We start from the raw sequence: 15,327 nt of genomic DNA, 5'->3' as shown, positions 1-15,327 counted from the left end.
GAGAGGGAGCTGTGCTCCCTCAGGATTATTTCTGCATTTCACGTTCAACACGTTTTGCAACACCGGGCATGACTTTCTCTGGGTCATTACCCGTCCAGACTTTTTTCAAACCATCATTCAGGATGCTATTCCATTTAGCCGTGTTCGAGCCTGCGGTTGGGTACTTATGCGAAAAAGCCAGCGAGTCGATATAGGCGGAAACGTCAATATCTTTAAAACCTGCCGCCCACTCTTTAGCCACTTTTTGGTTGGCTGGAATAACGACTTTTCCTGTTGCCAGCGTTTTTTGTGCATGTTCGGAGCTCATAAATTCAATGAATTTCCAGGCTGCTTCTTTATGTTGGCTTTTTGCTGACATCGCAAATGCCAGGCTATGGGATACACCCGCTTGTTCCGCCATTTTGGGCATTGGAACCACGCCGATATGATCCTTTATCAGCTCGTTTTGTGAGAATGGCAGCGCCCACCATGAGCCTGCATAGACCATGGCTAACCGGTTGGACTGAAAGACATCTGAGGCCTCCATTTCTCCTGGTGGCTGGATAAGGCCAGCCTTCAACATGCCCTGAACATCGCGGTACATGGCAATGGCTTTGTCGTTGGCGACGTCTGTTTTCCCGTCCGGCAAGACTATCTTATCTCCGGCCTGCAATAGCAGGTTAAAGTAACTGTCCTGTCCGCTGCTGAATTCCATAGCCAGTGGATAAGATTGCTTATCCAGTCCTTTACGCAGTTGTTCAGTCTTTTGTTTTAAATCGTCCCATGTCCAGTTTTTATCTGGCCAGGTAACACCAGCCTGATCGAAAAGTTTTTTGTTGTACCAGACGGCAATAGCGTCAATATCACGGGGAATGGCATATTGTTTGGACTGGTACTGATAGGCCTCTACTGAGCTTTTAACAAAGTCATCAAGATTGGGTGATGACTTATCTTTTAAATACTCGCTCAGTGGTTCCAGCATACCGTTTTTAACATATTGCTGGAAATTAGGCATATTCATCCAGAATACATCTGGGGCAACATTTCCACCCACCGCCGAACTCAGTTTGATGAAATACTGATCGTAAGGGGTTAACTCAATTTCAACTTTAATGTCGGGGTTATTTTTTTCAAACTCATTTACCAGTTGCTGCTCGCCGGGAAGCTGGTTTCGGTCCCACAGCGTGTAGCGTAATTTAACAGGCTTAGTGTCAGCCTGGCCTTCAGCGTTCGCGACGACAGGTGTAGCCAGTAAACATGAAATAAGGCACACCAATGCGATGTTATTTTTATTCAGGGTAGACATAACTTCCCTCTTTATTCAGGTCAGAATGCTTGGGAGGTAAATTACAAGAGCCATTGAATAATCTGTATAACCTGGGGGAAAGTCAAAGGGGAAAAAAGAAGGGATTATCATATAAAAATAGGGTTGTCTTTCGGTAGGTTTCTCTTTTAGCAAAACGAAAATATCACCAACATGAAGGGTGATATAATTTGCTTTACTTTCAAGTGGTTAATTTTCCCGCACTGATAAAAGTGAAAAAAAGAGGGTGCCAAAAAAAGCATTAAATATGCGAGCGCTATCACTAATCCGTTATGAACTGAAATGAGAGTAAGCCGCCAATAGGATTGTAAAAGCCGGATGGGGTCATCCGGCATGCATATTTAGCTAAACAGACGGAATAGCCAGCTCCGTTTTGGCTGTGCCGCTGCGGTTGGGGGAGCCGCGGACACTGAGACTATCTCACCTAATCCTTCTTCAATGCTTTGTCCGATTTCCCGCAGGGACTGGCGAGCATCTGAACCTTGAGCAGTGAATCGCATACGATGACCATTTTTGGCTCCTAATGAGACCACTTTCATCAGATTTTTGCCATCAACCGGCCCCGTGGCATTATCAAGATTTTCAATCGTGATGTGGCTGGCAAACTGCTTGATAAACTTCACCAATACCGCGCTTGGCCTGGCGTGCAGCCCGTGTGGATTTTGAATGACAAAGATGGCCTGTTCACCCTCCAACCGCGCTTCCGGCTGAGCCTGATGTGCATCTGTTCCCGTCAGAATGGCTAATACCTCGGCTGGTGTTTCGGCACGTTGTAGTGCCTGTGGAACGCTGTCATCACTTAGTACGCGGGTTAATTGACGCAGGATCTCAAGATGTTCATTAGAACGCGCCGCAATACCGGTGACCATATGCGCCACGTTCTCGTCATCCCATGCGACGCCCTGACGAAATACGATAATCTTGACACCAGTATTCAGGACGGCATCACGAGTTTCTGGTGTTCCATGGGGGATGGCAATTCCGTTCCCGAGGTACGTTGAGATCTGCGCTTCACGATCCCGCATACCTTGTAAATATTCCGGCGTAGTATTTCCGGCTTCAACCAGTTTCTCCGAGACACGCTGGAGTGCAGTGGTTTTATCGACTCGCTCATCACTGATAAAAATATCCTGTTCACAAAGTTGCATTCTGACCTCCCGTCTCAATGGTGCTGCTGTCTGGACTGACAGGTTGTTTGCGATTGAGCCACAGTCTCCACGAGCCGAGCATGATGGCGCCGCATGCGGAGCCTGCCAAAATGCACAACACCCAGGCAATAGGCTTACTGACTAATGGCAGGATCAGGAATCCGCCGTGTGGTGCGGGAACCTGAATATGCAAGCTGTAGCTGAGAACGGCTGAAATACTTGAAGCGATCATCATCATCGGGATCACGCGTAGCGGATCTTTTGCGGCAAAAGGAATTGCGCCTTCGGTGATGTGTGTGCACCCCAAGATATAGTTCACCATACCGGCGGCACGCTCTTCCTCGCTAAAACCTTTCGGGAAGAAGGTCGTTGCCAGTGCGATGACCAGTGGAGGAGTGATACAGGCAGCGGAAACGCCTGCCATAAAGAAGTAATTACCCTGGCCGAGTAGCAGTGTGCCGGTAACGTAGGCTGCCTTATTGACCGGGCCGCCAAAGTCGAATGAACACATTGCACCGACGACAATCCCAAGCAGAATAGGATTGGCTTCCTGTAATGATGCAAGCCAGTTCATCATGCCGTTATTGATAGCGGCAACGGGCTGTCCGAGCAGCGCCATCAGGATACCAATCGCCAGGACGCCAATTAGCGGCATGATAAAAATAGATTTCAGTCCTTCATACTGGCGAGGTAAACCATCAAGCTGATTTTTTACCCACAGCATGAGATAGCCTGCGGCAAAACCCGCAATGATACCGCCGAGAAAACCTGCACCCGTTACGTTAGCCAGTAAGCCACCGACGAAGCCAGCCACCATTCCGGGTCTACCGGATATAGAATAAGCGATATATGCCGTAAAAACAGGAACCATAATGGAAAACGCTTGCTGTCCAATCTTCATCAGCATCGCGGCAATGGCGTTATATTCCGGTGATTTAGGGTCGGCGGAATAAATACCCCACAAAAAAGAAACAGCAATGAGTATCCCGCCAGCAACCACAAATGGCAGCATGTTCGAAACACCACTCATAAGGTGTTTGTAAATCTGACGACCAAAAGATTCCTTTTCAATAGTATTCTGTGAAATGATTTGGGTTCCTTTACGAATTGACGCCTCTCCATTGATGATTTTATTAATTAGTTCGGTTGGGTGATGAATTGCTTCCTTTACCGGAACCTCAATTACTGGTAAACCGTTAAAACGGTCGGGAGACACATCTTTATCGGCTGCGATAATTACACCCGCTATATCAATAAGATCAGTGGGCGTAATAGCATTCTCGACACCGCTGGCACCATTGGTTTCCACCTTTATTTCGACAGACATTTTTTTAGCTGCATGTTTTAAAGCTTCTTCAGCCATAAAAGTATGAGCAATACCGGTAGGGCAGCCGGTAACTGCAATGATCTTTTTCATAAGCAGACCTTTAGTTTATTTTTGTTTACAGCTTTCGGACCTGGATTTGAGGAAGTAATGTATTAATAGCCGCAAGTTGGCCGAGTCCGGCTGAGCTTGCGACATCTGCACCCGTTGCGCTGGCAAGTGCCAGAGCATATTCCACTTCGCCAGTGGTTAACCAATGGCTTAGGAATGCAGCAAGCGAGGCATCACCCGCACAGGCTGAGCTCACCAGTTTAATAATGGGTGCGGTGCAAAACCAACTATCAATACCGTTTGAGAAGTACATACCTTTGGCTCCTAGCGTCAGTAAAACATTCTGTGCGCCGAGAGAATGCAACTCTGCAAAGGCATCTTTTGCCTGAGAATCATCAGTTACGGTTAAACCGAAAATGGCCTTTATCTCTTCATCGTTTGGTTTAATTAATAATGGATTAAACTCCAGTAATTGACGTAATGATGAATGGCTAATATCCAGAATTACCGCAATTTCTTTTTTCTGACAAATCTGCATAATTTCAGCATAAAAGTTACTTTCAATCCCCTGAGGTAAGCTGCCGCTAATAACCAGATACTCAGCGTCGGGTAATCGTGATATTTCATTCAATACTTGTTGCTTACAATCATCAGGAATAAATGAGCCGGGATTGACCAGTTTGTACTCCTGGTGACCATCATTGATAAAGATATTAATTCTTGTTGGCTCATTCACCCAGGCAGGAGATACGCAAATTTTCTTTTTACGTAACTCCTCCACAATATAACGACCAGTGAATCCACCAAAAATACCGAGTATATGTACAGGTTGTTGGAAATGATTCAGTACCAGGGCGACGTTGACACCTTTTCCATTTGGGCAATATTCCGTATGGTGCGTGCGATTCACAATGTTTGGCAGTAAAGGATCGCTAAATATATTCATATCAATCGCGGTATTGAGCGTTAACGTATAGATCACCGACATTCCCTCACAACTGTCCTTCACAACCGCAGACGTGGATCACCTTGCGTACGACTTCTTTCATCGCCTGTTTTGCAGGCTGCATATAGTGACGTGGATCGTTGGCGTTAGGGTTTTGCGCAAAGTACTGCTTTAACGCATCAGAAAAAGCGATTTTCAATTCTGTCGCGACGTTTACTTTGCATACCCCCAGACTAATGGCTTTGCGGATATCGCTTTCTGGCAGTCCGGAGGCACCGTGCAGTACAAGAGGAATATCGACCTGTGCGCGGATTTCTGCCAGACGGTCAAAGTCGAGTTTGGGCTCTGCGGCGTACAGTCCGTGCGCGGTGCCGATGGCAACGGCCAGCGAGTCAATTCCGGTCCGCGCAACAAATTCGCGAGCCTGTTGTGGGTTGGTATACATCGCATCTTTGCTGTCGACGATCAGATCGTCTTCCACACCGCCCAGACGTCCCAGCTCTGCTTCTACACTCGTATCGTAGCGATGGCAAAAATCGACCACTTTCTTCACCAGCGCCACGTTTTCTTCAAATTGGAAATGGGAACCATCAATCATGACGGAACGTATTCCCGCCAGCACCTTACTTTCAATATCACCCGTTGATTCATGGTGATCGAGGTGAATTGCCAGAGGGAGATTGTGCTCTCGAGCCAGATCGCCTGCGATCGCCACGATATTTCCGGTCCCGGCATAGCTGAAAGTTCCGGGCGTACCCGCCACGATCAACGGTGAGCGCATTTCCGCTGCGGTTTCGACAACGACCTGCAAGGTTTCCAGGTTATGGATATTAAAAGCCGGTACCGCGTAGCCATCGCGTTGCGCTTTCTGAAGCATATTTTTGCTGGAAATAATGAACATAGGTTTCTCTCTATAGTTTTCTTTCTAAATTAAAGTGATTGTCTTTTTTTAACCTTCATTTTGAAAGTAATGTAACGATCATTTGTCGTTATGATTGTGATCAGCTACGCAAAATCGCAATGAACTTTATGAAATGAAAGTTATTTATTGACTGTGAGTTTTTTTTTGTAAGTTAATAAAGAAAAGCAAATTTCTTATAATCTATTGATATTACTGAGATGTTTTGATTTTTTTTCATCTTCGTGAACGATACGTAATTGACATCACTCAGAGGAAATTTAAAAATGAAAGTTAAAGAGCGGAAGAGACTTCCGACATGTCATATAAAAAGGGTATGTTGTGGCAAAACCATCTACCAGCCTGCTAAAGAGGCGTCTGGACATTGCCGAAATCGTTCGTAAGAATGGTGAAATCAAAGTGGACGATCTGGCTGAAATGTTAGCGGTTTCAGGGGTGACGATCCGTAATGATCTCAATTACCTGGAGCAGCAGGGTTACCTGAAACGGTCTTTTGGCGGGGCGATTTACACCGCACAGCCGGTTAGAGCATCTGTCGCTCAGGATATGAGTCGGATGCAGGAGTCGGATCGTTGCGCAGAGCTTGAACTGGCAAAGCAGGTTGCCCGCCTGGTTGCTGATGAAGATTCGCTTTTTCTCGGGGCGGGAGTGGTTCCGCGTAAGGCAATCCCCTTGCTTGGCGAATCTCGTGAGTTGTGCCTGGCGTTCAATGATCTCGGTCATGTGGCTACTGCGCGGGATTATATCGACGGTGAAATTGTTTTGCTGGGCGGTACTCTGGACTGTAGCGGACAGAGGCTGGAAGGCGAAATTGCTATTCAGTCTATCCAGCGTTTTCAGCCAACCTGTAGCGTTGTGATGATTGATCACGTTAGCGAAGATGGCATTCTGAGTGTAGCAAGCGAAAGCGCTGCAGCAATACTGGCGGAATCACTCAAATTCAGCCAGCGATGCGTGGCGGTCATTGCACAACGTCCAGTTTATGGTGAAGCAAGATATTCTGTAGGTAAGTTGAGCGCACTTAGTGCGGTGGTGACCCCGCAGATTGTTGCTGCCGAGTATCATTCTCGTTTTATCGCCGTTGGATTGACCAATAGCTACACCAACAATGAATGTCTGACCTGGATAAATCCCACCCTGCATCCGGCAAGGTGAAGGACAACGCATGAAAATGACTATTGCGACACTTGGTGAATTACTCGTCGAATTTTTGGCGAAAAAAGAGAATCAGGGTTTTTCGTCCCCTGGCGAATTTTGGGGACCGTATCCCAGTGGGGCTCCAGCTATCTTTGCCGATCAGGTCGCTAAGTTGGGCTTCCAGTCTTTGCTGTTTAGTTGCGTTGGCAATGATGCATTTGGGGAGATGAATATCGCCCGGCTGAGACGAGATGGCGTGAACGTTAAGGGAATTTCCGTTCTTCCTAACGCCACCACAGGCAGTGCGTTCGTTAGCTATCGCACACAGGCACAACGCGATTTTATCTTCAATTTGCCCAATAGCGCTTGTGGGCTGCTAAGCGCTGAGCATCTCGATGGAACGCTGCTTGAGCAATGTAATCACTTCCACATTATGGGTTCTTCATTGTTTTCCTTTCGTCTGATTGATGCCGTGCGTAAAGCTATCAGCATTGTTAAAGAGAACGGAGGGACTATCTCGTTCGATCCAAATATTCGTAAAGAGATGCTGAATATTCGTGAGATGTCACAGGCCTTTGAATACATTCTGGATTACACCGATTTCTTCCTGCCAAGTGATGGTGAACTGGACTATTTCGGTTTGAGCAAGTCACGCGAGGAGACTCAGATTGTAGAAAACCTGCTTGCCCGGGGAATTAAACATATTGTGATTAAACGCGGTCCTCGCGGTGCCAGTTATTATTCTCAGAACGAGCAGCATCACGTTGCGGGTTATCCGGTTGACGTTGTCGATCCCACAGGTGCTGGTGATTGCTTTGGCGCAACGTTTGTCAGCCTGTATCTTGCTAGATATGCTGTTCCTGATGCGTTGGCCCATGCTAATGCGGCAGGCTCGTTGGCAATATCAACGCGTGGACCAATGGAAGGTACGTCAACGTTAGCGCAGATTAAGGCGCTGATGGAGTGAAATACCAGATGACAATGACATCTTCTGGTATTTCACTGGTTGGGATAATCAGGTCACTGGTGCCGGGTTAAACACCGCCAGTTGGTTATGTAGCCCCCACTGATCCGAGAAGGTTTTCTTACGCCCGCTGGCGACGTCGAGAATGAACTCGAACAGTTTCAGGCCGACATCTTCAATGGTTTCTTCACCGGTAGCGATGGTTCCGGCGTTGATGTCCATCAGGTCAAACCAACGGTTGGCCAGTTCGGTACGCGTCGCCATTTTAATCACTGGAACCGCCATCAGACCGTACGGTGTGCCGCGACCGGTGGTGAACACTTGCACGGTGATCCCGGAAGCGACCTGCTGCGTGCCGCAAACAAAGTCGCTGGCAGGCGTTGCTGCGTAAATCAGCCCACGTTTGGTCGGGCGTTGGCCCGGTGATAACACTTCCACAATGGCGCTCTTGCCGGACTTAGCAATGGAACCCAGCGCTTTTTCTACCACGTTTGCCAGGCCACCTTTCTTGTTGCCCGGAGACGGGTTGGCACTACGGTCAGTTTTGCCCATATCGAGATAGTTATCGTACCAGGCCATCTCTTCGAGCAGGCGTTTACCCACTTCTTCGTTAATCGCACGTGGGGTCAGAAGATGGATCGCATCGCGCACTTCAGTCACTTCCGAAAACATCACGGTGGCGCCGCAGCGCACCAGCAGATCGGAGGCGTAGCCCACTGCCGGATTAGCGGTGACGCCAGAAAACGCATCGCTGCCGCCGCACTGCATGCCGACCACCAGTTCAGAGGCCGGGCAGATTTCACGCTGGCGTTGGTTGAGTTTTACCAGATGGCGCTCGGCAACCTGCAAAATATCTTCAACCATCGATTTAAAGCCTACGTGTTTTTCATCCTGCAGGCTGACAATGCTGGCGCTGTCCACCGGTATGCTTTTCACATCTTGCGTGCCTTCCAGCAGGCGTTCCGGCTGGAGTTTCTCGCAGCCAAGGCCGATAACCATCACTTCGCCACCAAAGTTCGGGTTCAGGGCAATATTATGGATGGTACGAATCGGCACGATTGCGGCCGGTGCATTGATGGCCACTCCGCAGCCATACAGATGGTTGAGCCCCACCACGCCGTCAACGTTCGGGTATTTTGGCAGCAGATCGCGCTCAATGATTTTCACCACATAATCCACCACCCCCGCCACGCAGTGCACGCTGGTGGAGATGCCGAGCAGGTTCTTGGTGCCCACGCTGCCGTCGGCATTACGGTAGCCTTCGAAGGTGTAGCCTTCAAGAGGAGGAAGCGGCTCCGGCACTTTGGTGGCCAGCGGCAGCGTCTCCAGCGGCGGGGCTTTGGGCAGCTCAACCATTGACTCATCAATCCAACTACCGCGTGCGATGTCGCGAACGGCGTAACCGATCACTTCGCCATAGCGCACGATTTCGCCGTGAACAGCAATATCCGTGAGCGCCACTTTATGACCCTGGGGAATATGTTCAATCAGCGCCAGTCCGTCCGGGAAACGCGTCCCGGCTTTCAGACCATTGTCATTGACAATAATCGCCACATTATCAGTGTCGTGTACTTTAATATAAAACGCCGTGGGCGATTCTTGTCTAATTTCGATGTCGGCCATTGTCCAGTATTCTCCAGCCAGGTGGTGATAATAGATATATATCGAATCTAATTATAAGTAATAAAGACTCAGTGTCGTGGAATAAGAATGTCAGGAGTTTTAATTTAAGAATGTGAACGAGATCACTTAAACTCAGGAAGGCCGTGCCAGCAAGGGTATCAATACGTAAATGTGTGCATCAGCGCCCATGGTTATGTGCATATGCATAAGATAATATTTTAATTCTATTCGATTAGTGAGCGTTTGCACAATGATTAACGATGCTGCGCTGATTATACTGAATCACGGTTTAATAGCGAATAAATAGCGATTGATAAATAACAGTGTGATTTATCTTTCTGTGGTTTATCACTGAATACCCCCTCAAAAATAATAATAAAAACATTTTATGTGCCAGAGGAAAATAGAATGATACTGGATACGGTTGTAGAGAAAAAGAAAGGTACGCACACCCGATATTTAATACTGCTGATAATTTTTATTGTCACCGCCGTTAACTATGCGGACCGCGCGACGCTGTCCATTGCCGGTACTGAAGTGGCAAAAGAGCTGCAGCTCAGCGCTATATCAATGGGTTACATTTTCTCCGCCTTCGGCTGGGCCTATTTGCTGATGCAAATCCCTGGAGGCTGGCTACTCGACAAGTTTGGTTCGAAGAAGGTCTATACCTACAGTCTTTTCTTTTGGTCGCTGTTTACCTTCCTGCAGGGTTTTGTCGATATGTTCCCGCTGGCCTGGGCGGGGATCTCCATGTTTATCATGCGTTTTATGCTGGGCTTCTCGGAAGCGCCTTCCTTCCCGGCTAACGCCCGTATTGTTGCAGCCTGGTTCCCGACCAAAGAGCGTGGCACGGCCTCTGCGATTTTCAACTCCGCACAGTATTTCTCTCTGGCGCTGTTTTCACCGTTGCTGGGCTGGCTGACCTTCGCCTGGGGCTGGGAACATGTCTTTACCGTGATGGGCGTGATTGGCTTTGTGCTGACCGGACTGTGGGTAAAACTGATCCATAACCCGACCGATCACCCGCGGATGTCGCAGGAAGAGCTGAAGTTTATCTCGGATAACGGCGCGGTGGTGGATATGGATCACAAGAAGCCGGGCAGTGCTGCGGCGAGCGGTCCGAAACTGCATTACATCAAGCAACTGCTGACAAACCGCATGATGTTGGGGGTGTTCTTTGGGCAGTATTTTATCAATACCATCACCTGGTTCTTCCTGACCTGGTTCCCTATCTACCTGGTACAGGAAAAAGGCATGTCGATCCTGAAAGTCGGCCTGGTCGCGTCTATTCCGGCGCTGTGTGGATTTGCCGGTGGCGTACTGGGCGGCGTGTTCTCAGATTACCTGATCAAACGCGGCGCCAGCATCACCCTGGCGCGTAAGCTGCCGATCGTGCTCGGAATGCTGCTTGCCTCAACCATTATCCTGTGCAATTACACAGATAATACGACCTTAGTGGTGGCGCTGATGGCGTTGGCGTTCTTCGGTAAAGGTTTTGGCGCGCTGGGTTGGCCGGTGATTTCCGATACCGCCCCGAAAGAGATTGTTGGTCTGTGCGGTGGCGTATTTAACGTATTTGGTAACGTAGCTTCCATCGTAACCCCACTGGTGATTGGTTACCTGGTGAGCGAGCTGCACTCATTTAATGCTGCGCTGGTGTTTGTAGGGTGCTCGGCGCTGATGGCGATGGTTTGCTACCTGTTTATTGTCGGTGACATTAAACGTATGGAATTGCAGAAATAAACAAAGGTATAGGCGATGAATAACACGATTTTCCCGAACAAATTTAAAGCGGCGCTTGCAGCGCATCAGATTCAGATTGGTTGCTGGTCCGCGCTGGCAAGCCCGATCAGTACCGAAGTATTAGGCCTGGCCGGTTTTGACTGGCTGGTGCTGGACGGTGAACATGCGCCAAACGATATCTCGACGTTTATCCCACAGTTGATGGCGCTGAAAGGCAGTTCCAGCGCGCCGGTTGTGCGTGTGCCGACCAATGAGCCGGTGATCATCAAGCGTTTGCTGGATATTGGTTTCTACAATTTCCTGATCCCGTTTGTTGAGACTGAACAAGAAGCGGCCAACGCCGTGGCGTCTACCCGTTATCCACCGGAAGGGATTCGCGGCGTGTCTGTTTCCCACCGCGCCAATATGTTTGGCACCGTGCCGGACTACTTCGCACAGTCAAACAAAAACATCACCATCATCGTGCAGATCGAAAGTCAGCAGGGTGTTGATAACGTGGATGCGATTGCCGCAACCGAAGGCGTGGACGGTATTTTCGTCGGCCCAAGCGACCTGGCCGCCGCGTTAGGCCACCTGGGCAATGCCTCCCATCCGGAAGTGCAAAAGGCGATTCAGCACATCTTTGCTCGTGCAAAAGCACATGGCAAGCCAAGCGGCATTCTGGCACCGGTTGATGCAGATGCCCGTCGCTATCTGGACTGGGGCGCGACGTTTGTTGCCGTCGGTAGCGATCTCGGCGTGTTCCGCTCGGCTACGCAAAAACTGGCTGATTCTTTTAAGAAATAACCACCATCGACAGTATAGAGAGATAAAGACATGACAATGAAAGTAGGTTTTATTGGCCTCGGTATTATGGGTAAACCAATGAGTAAAAACCTCCTCAAGGCAGGTTACTCGCTGGTGGTTGCTGACCGTAACCCAGAAGCGATTGCGGAAGTTATCGCCGCAGGCGCAGAAACCGCTACCACGGCGAAAGCGATTGCTGAACAGTGCGATGTGATCATCACCATGTTGCCGAACTCTCCACACGTAAAAGAAGTGGCGTTGGGCGAAGGCGGTATCATCGAAGGCGCGAAACCGGGCACCGTTCTTATCGACATGAGCTCCATCGCACCACTGGCGAGCCGCGAAATCAGCGAAGCGCTGAAAGCGAAAGGTGTGGATATGCTGGACGCACCAGTCAGCGGCGGCGAACCGAAAGCGATTGATGGCACCCTTTCAGTGATGGTTGGTGGTGATAAAGCGATTTTCGATAAGTACTACGATCTGCTGAAAGCGATGGCGGGGTCCGTGGTGCATACCGGTGACATCGGCGCAGGTAACGTCACCAAACTGGCAAACCAGGTTATCGTGGCGCTGAATATTGCGGCGATGTCTGAGGCGCTGACCCTGGCAACCAAGGCGGGTGTGAACCCGGACCTGGTGTATCAGGCTATTCGCGGCGGTCTGGCGGGCAGTACCGTGTTGGATGCGAAAGCGCCGATGGTGATGGATCGTAACTTTAAGCCGGGTTTCCGTATCGACCTGCATATCAAAGATCTGGCGAATGCGCTGGATACCTCACACGGTGTGGGCGCACAGCTTCCGCTGACCGCAGCGGTAATGGAAATGATGCAGGCGCTACGTGCTGACGGCCTGGGAACGGCTGACCACAGTGCTCTGGCATGTTACTACGAAAAACTGGCGAAAGTGGAAGTCACTCGCTAAACAAGAAGGGCGCGACTGCGCGCCCTGTAATTCTTGCCTTGCGCGGCACTGTCAGGCTACATAACTATGAAAATCGTAATTGCCCCAGACTCTTATAAAGAAAGCCTTTCTGCCACTGAGGTAGCGCAGGCGATAGAAAAAGGATTTCGGGAAATTTTTCCTGATGCGCACTATGTTTCTGTTCCGCTCGCCGACGGTGGAGAAGGAACCGTCGAAGCGATGATTGCTGCCACGCAGGGGACTGAACATTCCGCGTGGGTGACGGGGCCGCTGGGCGAAAAAGTGAATGCCAGCTGGGGCATGTCCGGAGATGGCAATACTGCGTTTATCGAAATGGCGGCAGCCAGTGGTCTGGCGCTGGTTCCTCCGGAAAAACGTAATCCCATAATTACGACATCTCGCGGCACTGGAGAGTTGATTCTTAAGGCGCTGGAGAGCGGCGCGCAAAATATCATTATTGGTATTGGCGGCAGTGCGACCAACGACGGCGGAGCGGGGATGGTACAGGCTCTGGGGGCGAAACTCTGCGATGCCAACGGTACTGAAATTGGCTATGGCGGCGGTTGCCTGAATAGTCTGAACGCTATTGATATCTCGGGTCTGGATCCACGCTTAAAAACCTGTTCGATTCGTGTTGCCTGTGATGTGACGAATCCACTGACCGGCGAAAACGGAGCATCCCGCATTTTTGGCCCGCAGAAGGGTGCGACTGAAGAACGCATTATCGAGCTGGATCGTAATTTGTCTCACTTTGCCGACATCATAAAAAAATCGTTACGGGTCGACGTGAAGGATGTGCCTGGTGCCGGAGCAGCCGGTGGTATGGGGGCGGCATTAATGGCATTTTTAGGTGCAGAACTGCGTAGCGGGATAGAGATTGTGACCCAGGCGCTCAATCTTGAAGAGCATATTCATGACTGTACGCTGGTGGTCACCGGTGAAGGACGCATTGACAGCCAGAGTATTCACGGCAAAGTGCCTGTTGGCGTGGCAAGTGTGGCGAAGAAATATCGCAAGCCGGTAATTGGTATTGCGGGCAGTCTGACACGCGATGTAGGTGTAGTGCATCAATATGGTATCGACGCGGTGTTTAGCGTATTGACCAGCATAGGCTCGTTGGAAGAGGCCTTCCGTGGGGCATTTGATAACATTTATCGGTCTTCCAGAAACATTGCTGCCACGCTGGCGATAGGAATGCGCAGTGCGGGGTGACATTGGCCTGCAAACCCTCTATACTTCGCGCCGAAGCTGACCAGACAGTCGCCGCTTCGTCGTCGTCCTCTTCGGAGGAGACGGGCGGAGGGGAGGAAAGTCCGGGCTCCATAGGGCAGGGTGCCAGGTAACGCCTGGGGGGGAAACCCACGACCAGTGCAACAGAGAGCAAACCGCCGATGGCCCGCGCAAGTGGGATCAGGTAAGGGTGAAAGGGTGCGGTAAGAGCGCACCGCGCGGCTGGTAACAGTCCGTGGCACGGTAAACTCCACCCGGAGCAAGGCCAAATAGGGGTTCACAAGGTACGGCCCGTACTGAACCCGGGTAGGCTGCTTGAGCCAGTGAGCGATTGCTGGCCTAGATGAATGACTGTCCACGACAGAACCCGGCTTATCGGTCAGCTTCACTCTTTATAAAACCCCGCTTCGGCGGGGTTTTTGCTTTTGTGGGCAGGATGAATGACTGTCCACGACGCTATACTCAAAAGAACACGGCTTATCGGTCAGCTTCACTCTTTATAGAACCCCGCTTCGGCGGGGTTTTTGCTTTTGTGGGCAGGATGAATGACTGTCCACGACGCTATACTCAAAAGAACACGGCTTATCGGTCAGCTTCACTCTTTATAGAACCCCGCTTCGGCGGGGTTTTTGTTTTTGTGGGCAGGATGAATGACTGTCCACGACGCTATACTCAAAAGAACACGGCTTATCGGTCAGCTTCACTCTTTATAGAACCCCGCTTCGGCGGGGTTTTTGTTTTTGTGGGCAGGATGAATGACTGTCCACGACGCTATGCTCAAAAGAACACGGCTTATCGGTCAGCTTCACTCTTTATAGAACCCCGCTTCGGTGGGGTTTTTGCTTTTGTGGGCACTCATTCTGCCTGATGGTCCTGAGCTAGCCAGGCGGATCAGACTCCCGGTTTCTTATAGGTTGGATAGGGTGCTTGTGCCGCCATTCGCTAAATTTGCGGTAAATCTAATTTTTATTTTCCTATTATTTATATGCAAAACGTCTTTTACAGCGGTAAAGGTGTTGCTGAATATTTCCAGTTTTGTGACAACAAACACAAAACGCTGTGCGATACGTTTCTATCAAGAGAAAACGTACGCAATCGATCGCCATCACAAAATTACTTGCTGATAAATCACCAAAAAACAGTGTTAACAAATTGTTATTTTTAATGGTTGTTTGTGTTCTTTATTTTAAATAATAATAAATGCAATGTTCTTTTATAAACAATTGAGGCAA

12 protein-coding genes and 1 other RNA gene are annotated in these 15,327 nt (G+C 49.5%); 7 read left to right on the top strand and 6 right to left on the bottom strand.

Annotated elements, in window-relative coordinates:
• Window positions 1–25: 25 nt before the first annotated feature.
• The 5 genes from IMQ48_RS21945 to IMQ48_RS21925 form a co-directional block, all read right to left on the bottom strand.
• On the bottom strand, window positions 26–1,285 hold the full coding sequence (locus tag IMQ48_RS21945; RefSeq protein ID WP_196210653.1) for a sugar ABC transporter substrate-binding protein: 1,260 nt from the start codon (window positions 1,283–1,285) through the stop codon (window positions 26–28).
• Between the two features lie 359 nt (window positions 1,286–1,644).
• Entirely contained in the window at window positions 1,645–2,451 is an 807-nt protein-coding gene (locus tag IMQ48_RS21940; RefSeq protein ID WP_196210652.1) for an HPr family phosphocarrier protein, read from the bottom strand.
• Window positions 2,438–3,868: a PTS fructose transporter subunit IIC gene (locus IMQ48_RS21935; protein WP_196210651.1), complete on the bottom strand. Its 1,431-nt coding sequence runs from the start codon at window positions 3,866–3,868 to the stop codon at window positions 2,438–2,440. The genes IMQ48_RS21940 and IMQ48_RS21935 overlap by 14 nt, the downstream gene beginning before the upstream one ends.
• 25 nt (window positions 3,869–3,893) lie before the next feature.
• A complete protein-coding gene (pfkB, locus tag IMQ48_RS21930) occupies window positions 3,894–4,808 on the bottom strand; it encodes a 1-phosphofructokinase (RefSeq protein ID WP_196210650.1) in 915 nt (304 codons plus the stop codon).
• Window positions 4,809–4,818: 10 nt separating this feature from the next.
• Window positions 4,819–5,673, bottom strand: coding sequence for a tagatose bisphosphate family class II aldolase (locus IMQ48_RS21925; RefSeq protein ID WP_196210649.1), 855 nt, complete (start codon window positions 5,671–5,673; stop codon window positions 4,819–4,821).
• 339 nt (window positions 5,674–6,012) lie between these two features.
• Between IMQ48_RS21925 and IMQ48_RS21920 the strand changes: the two genes are divergently transcribed.
• Window positions 6,013–6,846, top strand: coding sequence for a DeoR/GlpR family DNA-binding transcription regulator (locus tag IMQ48_RS21920; RefSeq protein WP_196210648.1), 834 nt, complete (start codon window positions 6,013–6,015; stop codon window positions 6,844–6,846).
• 10 nt (window positions 6,847–6,856) lie between these two features.
• On the top strand, window positions 6,857–7,795 hold the full coding sequence (locus IMQ48_RS21915) for a sugar kinase (protein ID WP_196210647.1): 939 nt from the start codon (window positions 6,857–6,859) through the stop codon (window positions 7,793–7,795).
• A gap of 48 nt (window positions 7,796–7,843) precedes the next feature.
• Here the strand turns inward: IMQ48_RS21915 and garD are convergent, their stop codons facing one another.
• Complete coding sequence (gene garD / locus IMQ48_RS21910; RefSeq protein WP_196210646.1) at window positions 7,844–9,415, bottom strand: galactarate dehydratase; 1,572 nt, start codon at window positions 9,413–9,415, stop codon at window positions 7,844–7,846.
• Window positions 9,416–9,823: 408 nt separating this feature from the next.
• Here garD and garP point away from each other — a divergent pair, with 408 nt between their 5' ends.
• From garP to rnpB, 5 genes are all read left to right on the top strand, one after another.
• On the top strand, window positions 9,824–11,158 hold the full coding sequence (gene garP, locus IMQ48_RS21905) for a galactarate/glucarate/glycerate transporter GarP (protein ID WP_196210645.1): 1,335 nt from the start codon (window positions 9,824–9,826) through the stop codon (window positions 11,156–11,158).
• A 15-nt stretch (window positions 11,159–11,173) separates the two neighbouring features.
• Window positions 11,174–11,944: a 2-dehydro-3-deoxyglucarate aldolase gene (gene garL, locus IMQ48_RS21900; RefSeq protein WP_196210644.1), complete on the top strand. Its 771-nt coding sequence runs from the start codon at window positions 11,174–11,176 to the stop codon at window positions 11,942–11,944.
• A 30-nt stretch (window positions 11,945–11,974) separates the two neighbouring features.
• On the top strand, window positions 11,975–12,865 hold the full coding sequence (garR, locus tag IMQ48_RS21895) for a 2-hydroxy-3-oxopropionate reductase (RefSeq protein ID WP_045447929.1): 891 nt from the start codon (window positions 11,975–11,977) through the stop codon (window positions 12,863–12,865).
• A gap of 66 nt (window positions 12,866–12,931) precedes the next feature.
• A complete protein-coding gene (gene garK / locus IMQ48_RS21890) occupies window positions 12,932–14,077 on the top strand; it encodes a glycerate 2-kinase (RefSeq protein ID WP_196210643.1) in 1,146 nt (381 codons plus the stop codon).
• A gap of 32 nt (window positions 14,078–14,109) precedes the next feature.
• Window positions 14,110–14,486: RNase P RNA component class A (gene rnpB, locus IMQ48_RS21885), an RNA gene on the top strand.
• Window positions 14,487–15,327 lie beyond the last annotated feature (841 nt).

It is taken from the genome of Citrobacter sp. Res13-Sevr-PEB04-36, from assembly GCF_015672735.1.
Lineage (GTDB): Bacteria > Pseudomonadota > Gammaproteobacteria > Enterobacterales > Enterobacteriaceae > Citrobacter.
This window is presented reverse-complemented; position numbering and strand designations above follow the sequence as displayed.

What these genes read in the sequence shown, in the direction of transcription:
- IMQ48_RS21945 (WP_196210653.1), bottom strand. Translation starts at nt 1,285, where the DNA reads ATGTCTACCCTGAATAAAAATAACATCGCATTGGTGTGCCTTATTTCA.
- IMQ48_RS21940 (WP_196210652.1), bottom strand. Translation starts at nt 2,451, where the DNA reads ATGCAACTTTGTGAACAGGATATTTTTATCAGTGATGAGCGAGTCGAT.
- IMQ48_RS21935 (WP_196210651.1), bottom strand. Translation starts at nt 3,868, where the DNA reads ATGAAAAAGATCATTGCAGTTACCGGCTGCCCTACCGGTATTGCTCAT.
- IMQ48_RS21925 (WP_196210649.1), bottom strand. Translation starts at nt 5,673, where the DNA reads ATGTTCATTATTTCCAGCAAAAATATGCTTCAGAAAGCGCAACGCGAT.
- IMQ48_RS21915 (WP_196210647.1), top strand. Translation starts at nt 6,857, where the DNA reads ATGAAAATGACTATTGCGACACTTGGTGAATTACTCGTCGAATTTTTG.
- garD (WP_196210646.1), bottom strand. Translation starts at nt 9,415, where the DNA reads ATGGCCGACATCGAAATTAGACAAGAATCGCCCACGGCGTTTTATATT.
- garP (WP_196210645.1), top strand. Translation starts at nt 9,824, where the DNA reads ATGATACTGGATACGGTTGTAGAGAAAAAGAAAGGTACGCACACCCGA.
- garL (WP_196210644.1), top strand. Translation starts at nt 11,174, where the DNA reads ATGAATAACACGATTTTCCCGAACAAATTTAAAGCGGCGCTTGCAGCG.
- garR (WP_045447929.1), top strand. Translation starts at nt 11,975, where the DNA reads ATGACAATGAAAGTAGGTTTTATTGGCCTCGGTATTATGGGTAAACCA.
- garK (WP_196210643.1), top strand. Translation starts at nt 12,932, where the DNA reads ATGAAAATCGTAATTGCCCCAGACTCTTATAAAGAAAGCCTTTCTGCC.